Annotated in this window: 7 protein-coding genes and 1 tRNA gene; all 8 read left to right on the top strand. The window is 66.0% G+C overall.

Annotated features, from left to right (window positions below):
* The first annotated feature begins 100 nt into the window (after nucleotides 1-100).
* The 8 genes from rpoB (at nucleotide 101) to ltrA (ending at nucleotide 15,495) form a co-directional block, all read left to right on the top strand.
* Nucleotides 101-4,216 carry a DNA-directed RNA polymerase subunit beta gene (gene rpoB / locus ACPYIS_RS02775; RefSeq protein WP_424895117.1) on the top strand — a complete coding sequence of 1,372 codons (4,116 nt, stop codon included), beginning with the start codon at nucleotides 101-103 and terminating at the stop codon, nucleotides 4,214-4,216.
* Nucleotides 4,217-4,244: 28 nt separating this feature from the next.
* Complete coding sequence (gene rpoC, locus ACPYIS_RS02770) at nucleotides 4,245-8,444, top strand: DNA-directed RNA polymerase subunit beta' (RefSeq protein ID WP_424895118.1); 4,200 nt, start codon at nucleotides 4,245-4,247, stop codon at nucleotides 8,442-8,444.
* A complete protein-coding gene (rsmB, locus tag ACPYIS_RS02765; protein ID WP_424895119.1) occupies nucleotides 8,428-9,834 on the top strand; it encodes a 16S rRNA (cytosine(967)-C(5))-methyltransferase RsmB in 1,407 nt (468 codons plus the stop codon). Before rpoC ends, rsmB begins: the two co-directional genes overlap by 17 nt.
* Nucleotides 9,791-10,492: a DUF4390 domain-containing protein gene (locus tag ACPYIS_RS02760; protein WP_424895120.1), complete on the top strand. Its 702-nt coding sequence runs from the start codon at nucleotides 9,791-9,793 to the stop codon at nucleotides 10,490-10,492. Before rsmB ends, ACPYIS_RS02760 begins: the two co-directional genes overlap by 44 nt.
* Nucleotides 10,489-12,792, top strand: coding sequence for an ATP-binding protein (locus ACPYIS_RS02755; RefSeq protein ID WP_424895121.1), 2,304 nt, complete (start codon nucleotides 10,489-10,491; stop codon nucleotides 12,790-12,792). The genes ACPYIS_RS02760 and ACPYIS_RS02755 overlap by 4 nt, the downstream gene beginning before the upstream one ends.
* Before the next feature lie 9 nt (nucleotides 12,793-12,801).
* Nucleotides 12,802-13,599: a response regulator gene (locus tag ACPYIS_RS02750; protein WP_424858565.1), complete on the top strand. Its 798-nt coding sequence runs from the start codon at nucleotides 12,802-12,804 to the stop codon at nucleotides 13,597-13,599.
* Nucleotides 13,600-13,637: 38 nt separating this feature from the next.
* Nucleotides 13,638-13,713, top strand: a tRNA-Phe gene (locus ACPYIS_RS02745).
* Between the two features lie 417 nt (nucleotides 13,714-14,130).
* Nucleotides 14,131-15,495, top strand: a complete 1,365-nt coding sequence (ltrA, locus tag ACPYIS_RS02740; RefSeq protein WP_424859842.1) for a group II intron reverse transcriptase/maturase — start codon at nucleotides 14,131-14,133, stop codon at nucleotides 15,493-15,495.
* The last annotated feature ends 74 nt before the right edge of the window (nucleotides 15,496-15,569 follow it).

Here is a 15,569-nt window from a genome sequence, read left to right as displayed (position 1 = left end):
CCGTCTGCCCAGAGACCGGTAGGGGCCGGTCGCCAAGAACCCCCAGGCGCGCACCCGCCGTGCGCCGTCAGTCGCCGCAGACCTCAAGCCCGGAGATCTCATGGCTCAATACTCCTACACCGAACGCAAGCGCATCCGCAAGAGCTTTGGCAGCCGCGACAGCGTGTTGGAAATCCCCTACCTGCTGCAGATGCAAAAGGACGCCTACACGGCGTTTCTGCAAGCCGACGTGCCGCCGCGCGAGCGCAAATCGGTCGGCCTGCAAGCCGCGTTCGAGTCGGCGTTTCCGATCGTGTCGCACAACGGCTATGTCGAGATGAAGTTCGTCGAATACACGCTGGGCAAGCCGGTGTTCGACGTGCGTGAATGCCAGACGCGCGGCCTGACGTATGCGTCGGCGGTGCGTGCGCGCGTGCAGCTCATCATCTACGACCGCGAGGCCTCCACGCCACAGTCCAAGGTGGTCAAAGAGGTCAAGGAGCAAGAGGTCTACATGGGCGAGGTGCCCCTGATGACCGACAAGGGCTCTTTCATCATCAACGGCACCGAGCGCGTCATCGTCAGCCAGTTGCACCGTTCGCCGGGGGTGTTTTTCGAGCACGACAAGGGCAAGACGCACAGCTCGGGCAAGCTGCTGTTCTCGGCCCGCATCATTCCCTACCGCGGCTCGTGGCTGGATTTCGAGTTCGACCCGAAGGATCTGCTGTACTTCCGCGTCGACCGCCGGCGCAAGATGCCGGTGACTATTCTGCTCAAGGCCATCGGCCTGACGCCGGAGGCGATCCTGGCCAATTTCTACGTCAACGACCACTTCCGTCTGATGGACAGCGGGGCGTTGATGGCCTTCGTGCCCGAGCGGCTCAAGGGCGAAGTGGCGCGCTTCGACATCACCGACGCCAACGGCCGCGTCGTGGTCGCCAAAGACAAGCGCATCACGGCGCGCCACGTGCGTGAGCTGGAGCAGGCGGGCACCACCCACATCAGCGTGCCCGAGGACTACCTCATCGGTCGGGTGGTGGCCAAAAATATCGTCGACCCCGACACCGGTGAGATCATCGCGCGCGCCAACGACGAGCTGACCGAAACCCTGCTCAAGAAGCTGCGCTCGGCCGGCATCCAGGAGCTGCCCTGCATCTACACCAACGAGCTGGACCAAGGGCCCTACATCAGCCAGACGCTGCGCATCGATGAAACGGCCGACGAATTTGCTGCCCGGGTGGCGATCTACCGCATGATGCGCCCCGGCGAGCCGCCGACCGAGGACGCGGTGCAGGCCCTGTTCCACCGCCTGTTCTACAACCCGGAGACGTACGACCTGTCGCGCGTGGGGCGCATGAAGTTCAACGCCCGCGTCGGCCGTGAGTCGTCCGAAGGCCCGATGGTCCTGACCAACGAGGACATCATGGCCGTGGTCAAGATCCTGGTGGACCTGCGCAACGGCAAGGGCGAGGTGGATGACATCGACCACCTGGGCAACCGCCGCGTACGCTGCGTGGGCGAACTGGCCGAAAACCAGTTCCGCACCGGGCTGGCGCGCATCGAAAAGGCGGTCAAGGAGCGGCTGGGCCAAGCGGAACAAGAGCCGCTGATGCCGCACGACCTGATCAACTCCAAGCCGATCTCGGCCGCGCTCAAGGAGTTTTTCGGCGCCAGCCAGCTGTCGCAGTTCATGGACCAGACCAACCCGCTGGCCGAGATCACGCACAAGCGGCGCGTCTCGGCCCTGGGCCCGGGTGGTCTGACGCGCGAGCGCGCCGGCTTCGAGGTGCGCGACGTGCACGTCACGCACTACGGTCGCGTGTGCCCGATCGAGACCCCCGAAGGCCCCAACATCGGCCTGATCAACTCGCTGGCGCTGTACGCGCGGCTGAACGAGTACGGCTTCATCGAGACGCCGTATCGCCGCGTGGTGGACGGCAAGGTGACCGACCAGATCGACTATCTGTCGGCCATCGAGGAGGGCAAGTACATCATTGCCCAGGCCAACGCCGAGCTGGACGAAGAAGGCCGCCTGGTCGGTGAGCTGGTGTCGGCACGCGAGAAGGGCGAATCGGTGCTGACCACGCCGGATCGCGTACAGTACATGGACGTCTCGCCCGCGCAGATCGTCTCGGTGGCGGCCTCGCTCGTGCCGTTCCTGGAGCACGACGACGCCAACCGCGCGCTCATGGGCGCCAACATGTCGCGCCAGGCGGTGCCGGTGCTGCGGCCCGAGAAGCCCTTGGTTGGCACGGGCATCGAGCGTGTGGCCGCGATCGACTCGGGCACCGTCGTCACCGCCAAGCGCGGCGGCGTGGTGGACTACGTCGACGCCACCCGTATCGTCATCCGCGTCAACGACGACGAGGCGGTGGCGGGCGAAGTGGGCGTGGACATCTACAACCTGATCAAGTACCAGCGCTCCAACCAAAACACCAACATCCACCAGCGCCCCATCGTCAAGAAGGGCGAGCGCATCCACAAGGGCGCGGTGATCGCGGATGGCGCTTCCACCGATCTGGGCGAAATTTCGATCGGCCAGAACATGCTGATCGCCTTCATGCCCTGGAACGGCTACAACTTCGAAGACTCGATCCTGATCTCCGAGAAAGTGGTGGCCGAGGAGCGCTACACCAGCATCCACATCGAGGAGCTGGTGGTCATGGCGCGCGACACCAAACTGGGGCCGGAGGAAATCACGCGCGACATCCCGAATCTGTCCGAGCAGCAGCTCAACCGGCTGGACGAGTCGGGCATCATCTACGTCGGCGCCGAGGTGCAGCCCGGTGACGTGCTGGTGGGTAAAGTCACGCCCAAGGGCGAGACGACGCTCACGCCCGAGGAAAAGCTGCTGCGCGCGATCTTTGGCGAGAAAGCGTCCGATGTCAAGGACACCTCGCTGCGCGTGGAGCAGGGCTCGCAGGGCACCGTCATCGACGTGCAGGTCTTCACACGCGAGGGCATCCAGCGTGACAAGCGCGCGCAGCAGATCATCGACGACGAGCTCAAGCGCTACCGCCTCGACCTCAACGACCAGTTGCGCATCGTCGAGGCCGACGCCTACGACCGCCTGGAAAAACTGCTCATCGGCAAGACCGCCAACGGCGGGCCGAAGCGCCTGCCCAAGGGGACGGTGCTGACCAAGGAGTACCTGACCGAGATCGACCGCCACCACTGGTTCGACATCCGCGTCGCCGACGATGATCTGGCCGCGCAGATGGAGTCGATCAAGAACTCGCTGGAGGCCACGCGCCACGCGTTCGACCAAGCGTTCGAAGAAAAGCGCAAGAAGCTGACCCAGGGCGACGAGCTGCCGGCGGGCGTGCTGAAGATGGTCAAGGTGTATCTGGCCGTCAAGCGCCGCCTACAGCCCGGTGACAAGATGGCGGGCCGCCACGGCAACAAGGGCGTGGTGTCCAAGATCGTGCCGGTGGAAGACATGCCCTACATGGCCGACGGCACGCCGGTGGATATCGTGCTCAACCCGCTGGGGGTGCCCTCGCGCATGAACATCGGGCAGGTGCTGGAGGTGCACCTGGGCTGGGCGGCCAAGGGGCTGGGCGAGCGCATCGGCGAGCTGCTGCAACGGCAAGCGGCGGTGGCCGAGATCCGCGCCTTCCTGGACAAGATCTACAACTCCACGGGCCGCAAGGAGAACCTCGACGAGCTGTCGGACGACGAAATCGTCGCCATGGCGCGCGAGCTGACCAAGGGGGTGCCGTTTGCCTCGCCCGTGTTCGACGGCGCCAGCGAAGAGCAGATTCGCGCCATGCTGCAGCTCGCCTACCCCGATGAGGTGGCCAAGGCCAAGGGCCTGACCGAGTCGCGCACGCAGGCGCAGCTCTACGACGGCCGCACCGGCGACCCGCTGGAGCGCAAGACGACGGTGGGCTACATGCACTACCTGAAGCTGCACCACTTGGTGGACGACAAGATGCACGCGCGCTCTACCGGCCCCTACAGCCTGGTCACCCAGCAGCCGCTGGGCGGCAAGGCGCAGTTCGGTGGCCAACGCTTCGGCGAGATGGAAGTCTGGGCGCTGGAAGCCTATGGCGCGTCCTACGTGCTGCAGGAGATGCTCACCGTCAAATCCGACGACGTGCAGGGCCGCACCAAGGTGTACGAATCCATCGTCAAGGGCGAGCACGCGATCGATGCGGGCATGCCCGAATCGTTCAACGTGCTGGTCAAGGAAATCCGCTCGCTCGGTATCGACATCGAGCTGGAACGCAACTGAATAGAGCCCCCACCCGAGGACGCACGCCATGAAATCCTTGCTCGACCTGTTCAAGCAGTTCACGCCCGACGAGCACTTCGATGCCATCAAGATCGGTCTGGCCTCGCCGGAAAAAATCCGCTCTTGGTCGTTCGGTGAGGTGAAAAAGCCCGAGACCATCAACTACCGCACCTTCAAGCCGGAGCGCGACGGTCTGTTCTGTGCCAAGATCTTTGGCCCCATCAAAGATTACGAGTGCTTGTGTGGCAAGTACAAGCGCCTCAAGCACCGCGGCGTCATTTGCGAGAAGTGCGGCGTCGAAGTGACCCAGACCAAGGTGCGCCGCGAGCGCATGGGCCACATCGAGCTGGCCGCGCCGTGCGCGCACATCTGGTTCCTCAAGAGCCTGCCGTCGCGGCTGGGCCTGGTGCTCGATATGACGCTGCGCGACATCGAGCGCGTGCTGTATTTCGAGGCCTACGTGGTGGTCGACCCGGGTATGACGCCGCTGAAGAAGTTCAGCATCATGTCCGAGGACGACTACGACGCCAAGCGCCGCGAGTACGGTGACGAGTTCGTCGCCAAGATGGGCGCCGAAGGCATCAAAGAGCTGCTGCAGGCCATCGATTTGGACGCCGAAATCGAGAAACTGCGCAACGACCTGACCGGCTCCGAGATGAAGGTCAAGAAGAACGCCAAGCGCCTGAAGGTGCTGGAGGCGTTCAAGAAGTCGGGCATGAAGCCCGAGTGGATGATCCTGGAAGTGCTGCCCGTGCTGCCGCCGGATCTGCGTCCGCTGGTGCCGCTGGACGGCGGGCGCTTCGCCACCTCCGACCTCAACGACCTGTACCGCCGCGTCATCAACCGCAACAGCCGGCTCAAGCGCCTGCTGGAGCTCAAGGCGCCGGAGATCATCGCGCGCAACGAAAAGCGCATGCTGCAGGAAGCCGTGGACAGCCTGCTGGACAACGGCCGCCGCGGCAAGGCCATGACGGGCGCCAACAAGCGTGCCCTGAAGTCGCTGGCTGACATGATCAAGGGCAAGAGTGGCCGCTTCCGCCAGAACCTGCTGGGCAAGCGCGTCGACTACTCGGGCCGCTCGGTCATCGTGGTGGGCCCGACGCTCAAGCTGCACCAGTGCGGTTTGCCCAAGCTGATGGCACTCGAATTGTTCAAGCCGTTCATCTTCGCGCGGCTGGAGCAAATGGGCATCGCCACCACCATCAAGGCGGCCAAAAAAGAGGTCGAGGCGGGCACCCCCATCGTCTGGGACATCCTGGAAGACGTCATCAAAGAGCACCCGGTGCTGCTCAACCGTGCGCCGACGTTGCACCGCTTGGGCATCCAGGCGTTCGAGCCGGTGCTGATCGAAGGCAAGGCGATCCAGCTGCACCCGCTGGTGTGCGCGGCGTTCAACGCGGACTTCGACGGCGACCAGATGGCGGTGCACGTGCCGCTGTCGCTGGAAGCGCAGATGGAAGCGCGCGTGCTGATGCTGTCGTCCAACAACGTGCTCTTCCCTGCCAACGGCGAGCCCTCCATCGTGCCGTCGCAGGACGTGGTGCTGGGGCTGTACTACGCCACGCGCGAGCGCATCAACGGCAAGGGTGAGGGCATGGTCTTTGCCGACGTGGCCGAGGTGCAGCGCGCGTTGGACGCCGGTGTGGTGGAGCTGACCAGCCGGGTCAGCGTGCGCCTGACCGAGTGGCTCAAAAACAAGGAAACCGGCGAACTGGAGCCGGTGACCAAGCTGCGCGACACGACGGTGGGTCGTGCGCTGCTGTCGCAAATCCTGCCCAAGGGGTTGCCGTTCGAGCTCATCGACAAGCCGCTCAAGAAAAAAGAGATCTCCAAGCTCATCAATGCCTCGTTCCGCAAGTGCGGCCTGAAAGAGACGGTGGTGTTTGCCGACAAGCTGCTCCAAAACGGCTTCCGGCTGGCGACGCAAGCCGGCATCTCGATTTGCATCGATGACATGTTGGTGCCGGCCGAGAAGCAAGCCATCATCGAGCGGGCCGAGGCCGAGGTCAAGGAGATCGCGCAGCAGTACGCCTCGGGCTTGGTGACGGCAGGCGAGCGCTACAACAAGGTGGTCGATATCTGGGGCAAGGCCGGCGACGAGATCTCCAAGGTGATGATGGAGCACCTCAAGAAGGAGAAGGTCGTCGACCGCCACGGCAACGTGGTCGAGCAAGAGTCGTTCAACTCGATCTATATGATGGCCGACTCGGGCGCACGGGGTTCGGCGGCGCAGATTCGCCAGCTCGCCGGCATGCGTGGCCTCATGGCCAAGCCCGATGGCAGCATCATCGAGACGCCCATCACGGCCAACTTCCGCGAGGGGTTGAACGTGTTGCAGTACTTCATCTCGACGCACGGCGCGCGTAAAGGTCTGGCCGACACGGCGCTCAAGACTGCCAACTCGGGCTACCTCACGCGCCGTCTGGTGGACGTGACGCAGGACCTGGTGGTGACCGAGGAGGACTGCGGCACTACCAACGGCACGCTCATGCGCGCCATCGTCGAGGGTGGCGAGGTCATCGAGAGCCTGCGCGAGCGCATCTTGGGCCGCACCACGGCCGAAGACATCGTCGACCCCGAGACGCAGCGCGTGCTGGTGGCGGCGGGCCAGATGCTGGACGAGGACGCGGTGGACCTGATCGAGCAGGCTGGCATCGACGAGGTACGGGTGCGCACCGTGCTGACCTGTGACACGCGCTACGGCGTGTGCGCCAAGTGCTACGGGCGTGACCTGGGCCGCGGCGGTTTGGTCAACGTGGGTGAGGCCATCGGTGTCATCGCGGCGCAGTCGATCGGCGAGCCGGGCACGCAGCTGACGATGCGCACCTTCCACATCGGGGGCGCGGCGTCGCGCGCGGCGGTGGCCTCCAGCGTGGAAGCCAAGTCCAACGGCGTGGTCGGCTTCAACCCGACCATGCGCTACGTCACCAACGCCAAGGGCGAGCAGGTGGTGATCGCGCGCTCGGGTGAAATCATCATCCACGACGACAACGGCCGCGAGCGCGAGCGCCACAAAGTGCCGTATGGCGCGACGCTGGCCGTCAAGGCCGACCAGCGCATCACGGCCGGCACCATCCTAGCCAACTGGGATCCGCTGACGCGCCCCATCATCACCGAATTCGCCGGTGTGGTGAAGTTCGAAAACGTCGAAGAAGGCCTGACCGTGGCCAAGCAGGTCGATGAGGTCACAGGCTTGTCGACGCTGGTGGTCATCGACCCGAAGCGGCGCGGGGCCACCAAGGTCGTGCGGCCGCAGGTCAAGCTCATCGACGCCGAGGGCAAGGAGGTCAAGATCCCGGGCACCGACCACGCGGTGACGGTGACCTTCCCCGTGGGCGCGCTGATCCAGGTGCGCGACGGCCAGAGCATCCACCCCGGCGAGGTGCTGGCGCGCATCCCGGTCGAAGGGCAGAAGACGCGCGACATCACCGGCGGTCTGCCGCGCGTGGCCGAGCTGTTCGAGGCGCGCTCGCCGAAGGACAAGGGGATCCTCGCCGAGATCACCGGCACGGTGTCGTTCGGCAAGGAGACCAAGGGCAAGGTGCGCCTGCAGATCACCGACCCGGATGGCAAGGTCTGGGAGGAGCTGGTGCCCAAGGAAAAGAGCATCCTCGTGCACGAAGGCCAGGTGGTCAACAAGGGCGAGCTCATCGTCGACGGCCCGGCCGACCCGCAGGACATCCTGCGCCTGCTGGGCATCGAGGAGCTGTCGCGCTACATCGTCGATGAGGTGCAGGACGTCTACCGCCTGCAGGGCGTGAAGATCAACGACAAGCACATCGAAGTGATCGTGCGGCAGATGCTGCGCCGCGTCGAGGTGGACAACCCCGGCGACAGCCACTACATCGCCGGCGAGCAGGTCGAGCGCTCCGAGATCCTCAACACCAACGACGCACTGCGCGCCGAGGGCAAGACGCCGGCGACCTTCCGCAACCTGCTGCTGGGCATCACCAAGGCCTCGCTGTCGACCGACTCGTTCATCTCGGCCGCATCGTTCCAGGAGACGACGCGCGTGCTCACCGAAGCCGCCATCATGGGCAAGAAGGACGAGCTGCGCGGCCTGAAGGAGAACGTCATCGTCGGCCGCCTGATCCCGGCCGGCACCGGCATGGCGTTCCACGAGGCGCGCCGCGCCAAGGAGCGCATGGACGAGGAAGAGCGCCGCGCCATCGCCGAGGCGGACGCGCTGTCCGCGTCGCCGCTGGATGCGGATGCCGCCACCGAGTAAGGCTGGGCGGGCCGTGCGGTCGGCCCAGTCAGTGGTGCCGACATCGGTCCCTTTGTCGGCCCAGTTGGCCGTGGTGGCGCGCGCGATCGCCGCGGTGCGGCAGGGGCGCTCGCTCGCGGCCGTTTTGCCTCAGGTGCCTGCACCCCTGCGGCCAGGGGTGCAGGCGCTGGTGTTTGGGGCGTTGCGCCGCGGGGGCGAAACACAGGTGCTGCTGGGCTTGCTGGCCAAGCGGGCGCCACCCGCGCCGGTGGCTGGGTTGTTGGAGGCGGCGCTGGCCCTGCTTGTCGATGGGACAGGGTACGCCCCGCACACGGTGGTCGATCAAGCCGTGCGCGCCCTGACGCCGCTGCGCCAGCCGGCGTTGGCGGGCTTCGTCAACGCTTGCCTGCGTCGCTTCTTGCGCGAGCGTGAGGCGTTGCTCGCGCAAGCCCGTGCCACCCCGCTGGGTCGATGGAATCACCCCCCATGGTGGGTCGAGCGGCTGCAGCGGGACCACCCGCAGCGCTGGCGCGCCATCTTGGAGGCGGACGATCAGCCCGCGCCGATGGTGCTGCGTGTCAACCGGCGGCACGGCAGCCGCGACGCCTACCTCGCCCAGCTGGCGGCCCTGGACTGGGCGGCCGAGCCGATAGGCGAGGACGGCTTGGTTTTGGCCGAAGCCGTGCCGGTGGAGCGGCTACCCGGTTGGGCCGAAGGTGCCGTGTCGGTGCAGGACGGGGCCGCGCAGCTCGCCGCCCCACTGCTGTTGGGGGCGGGGTTGCCCGCGGGGGCGCGGGTCCTGGACGCTTGCGCTGCCCCCGGCGGCAAGAGCGCGCACCTGCTGGAGCGGGCCGACATCGAGCTGTGGGCGCTGGATGCCGATGCGGCGCGCATCGAGCGCGTCCGCGAAACGCTCGAACGGCTGCGCTTGCCCGCGGCAGGCTCGACCGTGACGGTGCGCGCGGCCGACGCGGGCAGCGTCGCCGACTGGTGGGATGGGCGGCCGTTCGATGCGATTTTGTTGGATGCGCCGTGCAGTGCCTCGGGCATCGTGCGCCGCCACCCGGATGTGCGCTGGCTGCGCCAGCCCGACGACGTCGATCGGCTCGCGGCGCAGCAGCGCCGGTTGCTGGACGCGCTGTGGCCGCTCTTGGCGCGTGGCGGGCGGCTGTTGTATGCCACCTGTTCGGTCTTTCGGGCCGAGGGCGCCGACGTGGAGGCCGACTTTGCCGCGCGCCATGCCGATGCGCGTGCACTGCCCGCACCAGGGCATCTCTTGCCGGGCCGCGTGGTGGCCGATGCGGCCGATGCGGCCGATGCAACGCCGGGCTTCGTATTCGGCCCTGCCATGGGCGACAATGCGCGCCGTGGCATGGACGGATTTTTCTACGCTTTGTGGACCAAGGCCTGAGCCGCGTGGCGCACAAGCGCCCGCGCTGTACCGCCGCGCACTGCTGCGCGCAGCCGGGGGGCTGGTCGTGGCCAGTCTGGCGGCCTTGCCTGTCGTGGCGACATCGGCCCAGCGCGACGGCGCAGTCTGGCAGCTCGAGCGCGGTGCCGATGGCCTGTATTTGGACGCGCGCATCCCGCTGGAATTGCCCATAACCTTGCTCGATGCGCTGCAACGCGGGGTGCCGCTGCACTTCGTCTGGCGCGCCGAGCTGCGCCGTCCACGCTGGTACTGGACCGACCGCCACCTGGCGCGGGCGGTGCGCACGGTCCGCCTGGTCTTTCAGCCGCTGACCCAGCGCTGGCGCCTGAGCGTGCAAGAGAGTGACGCACCCGAAGGGGACACCGCCGCTCTCACGGCGCTGCACCGCAACCTGGACAGCCTGGACGAGGCGCTAGCGCTCGTGCGCCGCGTGCAGCGCTGGCGTGTCGCACCGTCCGAAGGGCTCAAAGGCGACGAACGGTTGGAGGTGGAATTTCGCCTCGATGTCCGCCAACTGCCGCGGCCCTTGCAGATCCTGCCCGGCGGGTCTGTCGAAGCACCCGTCTGGCGCACCGTGCTGGCCGTGCCGGCACCGGGTGACGTCGAATCTGCCGAGACGTCGGAGGCGCGCCCATGAGCGAGGCGCGCCAGCGCGACCTCCAGCGCGCGCGCCATCTGCGCTGGTTTTTGGCGCTGGCGCTGGTATTTATCCTGGGCGTGGGCCTGGTGTTGTTTTACCTGCTGACGCTGGCCACCGACCACCGCGCCGTCCAGCCCCAAACGTACACGCATTTGCTGGTGCTCAACCTGGGGGTGGCCGCCGTGTTGGCGGGCGTGCTCGTCTGGCTGGCACTGCGCCTGCTGATACGCTTGCGCCGACGGCGCTTTGGCAGCGTGCTGCTGCTCAAACTCGCGGCCATCTTTGGCTTGGTCGGCGTGGTGCCGGGTGCACTGATCTACCTGGTGTCGTACCAGTTCGTCAACCGGGCCATCGAAACCTGGTTCGATGCCCGGGTAGAGACGGCCTTGCGCGCCGGTCTCGAACTCGGGCGCACCGCGCTCGATACCGTGAGTGCCGACTGGGCGGCCAAGACGCGCACGCTGGCGGGCGCAATCGCCAACAGCTCTGACGGCGCCGCTGGTGTGATGCTCGAGGGGTGGCGCGAGCAACTGGGCGCCACCGACGTGGTGCTGTGGAACACCCAAGGGCGCGCGGTGGCCAGCGCGGGTGCGTCGCGCTTTCGGCTGGCGCCGGAGCGCCCATCGTCGACGCTGATGCGCCGGGCCCGCGCCGAGCGGGTGGTCACCTGGATCGAGGGCCTGGAGGAGCTGGAGAGCCTGCGCGACCCGCGCGAGGTGTTGGGGTTGCCGGCCGAGGCACTGCCGCGCGTGCGTGTGTTGGCCTATGTGCCCACTGGCAGCCTCTCGTTCGGTGTGGAGTCTCGGTACCTGGACGTGACCGCACCCATGCCGGCGGCATTGGTGGCCAACGCGCTGGCGGTACAGGCGGCCAACCGCGAATATCAGGAACGCGCGCTGGTGCGCGACGGTCTGCGCAGCATGTACCTGGGCACACTCACGCTGGCGCTGTTTCTGTCGGTTTTTGGTGCCGTGTTGCTGGCCGTGCTGCTGGGTAACCAGCTCGTGCGGCCGCTGCTGCTGCTGGCCGAGGGGATGCGTGACGTCGCCCGCGGCGACTTGGGGCCCAAGGTGGCCTTGCCCGCTCGCGACGAACTCGCGGGCTTGACACGTACCTTTGCCCACATGACGCAGGAGCTGGCCGACGCGCGCCAGGCGGTGCAATCGTCCATGCAACAAGTCGATGCGGCGCGCGCCAGCCTGCAAACGCTGCTGGACAACCTCACGGCGGGGGTCATCGTCATGGCGCCCGACGGTCGGCTGCGCAGCGCCAACCCCGGTGCGGCGCGCATCCTGCGCGTACCACTGGACGACTACCTGGGCCTGCCGCTGGACGCTGTGCCAGGGCTGCAGCCTTTCGGTGCCTGGGTACGGACGCAGTTCGCCCGTTTCGTCGCCGACGGTGAACCGACAGGCGAGGGCGCGCATTGGCAGCAACCCTACGAGCTGCAGCCCGATACTGACACACCCGCTGGGGGCGCGGTTCGCACCTTGGTCGTGCGCGGCGCCTTGCTGCCCGGTGGCGACTACCTGCTCGTGCTCGACGACGTCAGCGACCTCATCTCGGCGCAGCGGGCCCAGGCGTGGGGCGAGGTCGCGCGGCGCCTGGCGCACGAAATCAAAAATCCCCTCACACCGATTCAGCTGTCGGCCGAGAGACTCGCCCTCAAGCTCGAACCCCGACTGCAGGGCACCGACTTGGCCATGCTGCACAAGTCGGTCAAGACGATCGTCGATCAAGTCGAGGCGATGAAGCGGCTGGTCAACGAATTCCGCGACTACGCTCGGCTGCCCGCGGCCCAGCTCGCCCCTGTGGACCTCAACGCCTTGTTGCAGGACATCGTCACCCTGTACGAGTCGTCTGCCGTGCCGGTGCGGCTGGATCTCGATCCTGACTGCCCGCCGGTGCTGGCCGATGCCCAACAGGTGCGACAGGTGGTGCACAACCTGGTGCAAAACGCGCAGGACGCGAGCGCCACGGCTGCCAGTCAGGGAGTGATCACGCTACGCACGCGGCGCTCCGGCAGCGGCACATGGGTGCGGCTGTCGGTCATCGACGACGGGCCAGGATTTGCACAGACGATCCTGCAGCGCGCCTTCGAGCCCTACGTCACCACCAAGGCCAAGGGCACGGGTCTGGGGTTGGCGGTGGTGAAAAAGATCATGGACGAGCACGGTGGCCGGGTCGAACTGGTCAACCGGCGCGAGGGCGACACTATCGTCGGCGCGGAAGTGTCGCTATCATTCAGGGTTGCAAATACGCAACACTGGCAACAGGGGGCTCCCATCCAGGGGTGAGTGCAGACGATGGCAAACATTCTGGTCGTCGACGACGAGCTGGGTATCCGTGAACTGCTGTCCGAGATCCTGAACGACGAGGGACACACCGTCGAGTTGGCCGAAAACGCTGCGCAGGCGCGACAGTTTCGCCAGCGTGCCTGCCCCGACCTGGTGTTGCTAGATATCTGGATGCCCGACACCGACGGCGTCACCTTGCTCAAGGAGTGGGCGGCGTCTGGGTTGTTGACGATGCCCGTCATCATGATGAGCGGCCATGCCACGATCGATACTGCGGTCGAGGCCACCCGCATCGGGGCCATGGCCTTCCTCGAGAAACCCATCACACTGCAAAAGCTGCTGCAGGCGGTCGACAAAGGGTTGACCCGCGGTGCCATGGGCGGGCCCGCGCGCTCACAACCGGGCAACGGGGGCATCTCGCCGGTGCCGCCGGCGAACGGTGCCCCGGTACGCGCTGCCTTGGCCGCCGGTGGCAGCCCGAGTGCGGTGGGTGACGGGGGGGTGCGGCTGGTCGATCGCCCAGCAGGTGCGGCCGACGAAGGAGACACCCTAAACGGGATGGTACCGAAGGCTTGTGGGGTGGCGGTTCCCGTGGCAGGACTGGGCTGGCAGACGCTGGACCTGGATGCCCCCCTACGCGAAGCACGCGACGCCTTCGAGAAGGCGTACTTCGAGTTCCATCTGGCCAAGGAAAACGGCTCCATGACCCGTGTGGCCGAAAAAAGCGGGCTGGAGCGCACGCACCTGTACCGCAAACTCAAACAGCTGGGCGTCGACCTGTCGCGTGCCAAACGTTGCGCAGCCTGAAGTCGCGTCCCTGCTTGTGTTACAATGAGCACTTAGACGGCCCGGTAGCTCAGTTGGTAGAGCAGCGGACTGAAAATCCGCGTGTCGGTGGTTCGATTCCGCCCCAGGCCACCACCATTCAGCGCCCAACCCTCTCCGGTTGGGCGTTTTCGTGTGCGCCCGGCACGGGCGCACTCTTGTGGGTGAAAGTCCCACCGTAAGTTGATCACAGCGAACGAAGCGAAGCGCAACTGCATGAGGGCGACCGAGTGTGGGGAGGAAGCGTGGAGCGAAACTGCGAGCCGATGGACAAGAACCGGATAGAAGGCGCTGCCGAGCAGGGCGAGCGGGCATGAATCCGCGAAGCTCTCGTGATCAAGGCGAAGCGGCGTAAATCCGGCGGTTGTGCAGTGAAGGAGTGCGTTCTTACCCGGGGAGATCTCGCCTTATGCCTGAAAGGGCGACGTGGTGACACGGAGCGAGAAGTCAGCAGAGGCCATAGTAGCTGCCAGTCGTGGGCGAAGGGCCGAACGAGAAGGAGTGCTTGAGACCATGTCGATGCTGGAAGCAAGGCGTCAGAAGTCTGCGCAAGCAGAGCGGGCGGGGGTAGCGCACGGTGAAGCCGGGCGGGAACCTGTCAGCGACGAAGCGGCCGGCCCGCGACGGGACACCGAGAGCACAGGGCCGGGACTGCTGCAAGCGGTTCTGGCGAGAGAGAACCTGCGGCGAGCATGGAAGAGAGTCAAAGCCAACAAAGGCGCAGCCGGCGTGGATGGGCTGGACATTGACCAGACCGCCCGCCATCTGGTGACGGCGTGGCCATTGATTCGGGAACAACTGCTGCAGGGGAGGTACCGGCCCAGTCCGGTACGACGGGTAACGATCCCGAAGCCGGACGGTGGCGAGCGCGAGCTCGGCATTCCGACGGTCACGGATCGGCTGATCCAGCAAGCACTGCTGCAAGTGCTGCAACCGCTACTTGACCCGACATTCAGCGAGTGCAGCTACGGCTTCCGGCCGGGCCGACGAGCCCACGACGCGATACTGGCGGCGCAGGGCTACATCCAGTCCGGACGGAAGATCGTGGTTGATGTCGATCTGGAGAAATTCTTTGATCGAGTCAACCACGACATCCTCATCGACCGCCTACGCAAACGCATCGACGATGCTGGAATCATTCGGCTGATACGGGCGTACCTGAACAGCGGCATCATGAGCGATGGCGTAGTGTTTGAGCGGTATCAAGGCACGCCGCAAGGTGGGCCGCTGTCGCCGCTGCTGGCGAATGTGATGCTGGACGAAGTGGATAAGGTACTGGAGAAGCACGGCCACTGCTTTGCGCGCTATGCCGACGACTGCAACGTCTATGTCCGTAGTCGGAAAGCTGGCGAACGGGTCATGGCGCTGCTGCGCAAGTGTTACGGCAAGCTGAGGCTCAAGATCAATGAAGCCAAGAGTGCGGTGGCCAGCGTCAAGGGAAGGAAGTTCTTGGGCTACAGCTTCTGGTTTGGCAAGGAGGGCGTCAAGCGCAGGGTGGCCGACAAGCCGATGGCGACGTTCAAGCAGCGGGTGAGGCAACTGACCCGGCGCTCAGGCGGACGCAGCATGGCGGAGGTCATTGAGCGACTGAAACCTTATCTGTTGGGATGGAAAGCCTACTTTGGGCTGGCGCAAACACCGGGCGTCTGGCGATCGCTGGACGAATGGCTGCGCCACCGACTACGGGCGATCCACCTCAAGCACTGGAAGCGGGGTAGCACGATCTACCGGGAACTGCTCAACCTAGGCGCGTCCGAACACGTGGCAAAGCGGGTGGCAGGCAATTCCCGCTGCTGGTGGCGGAATAGCGCGGGCGAGCTCAACCGGGTGCTGACCATTGCCTACTTCGACAAACTTGGCGTTCCCCGTCTCTCATGACCTCAACTTCTCGAACCGCCCGGTGCGGACCCGCATGCCGGGTGGTGTGGGAGGGGCCCGGTCAGGTATCCTGA

It is taken from the genome of Tepidimonas sp. HKU78 (assembly GCF_049860815.1).
Classification (GTDB): Bacteria; Pseudomonadota; Gammaproteobacteria; order Burkholderiales; family Burkholderiaceae_C; genus Tepidimonas.
The sequence above is the reverse complement of the archived record's forward strand: the minus strand, read 5'-3'. Positions and strand labels throughout refer to the sequence as shown.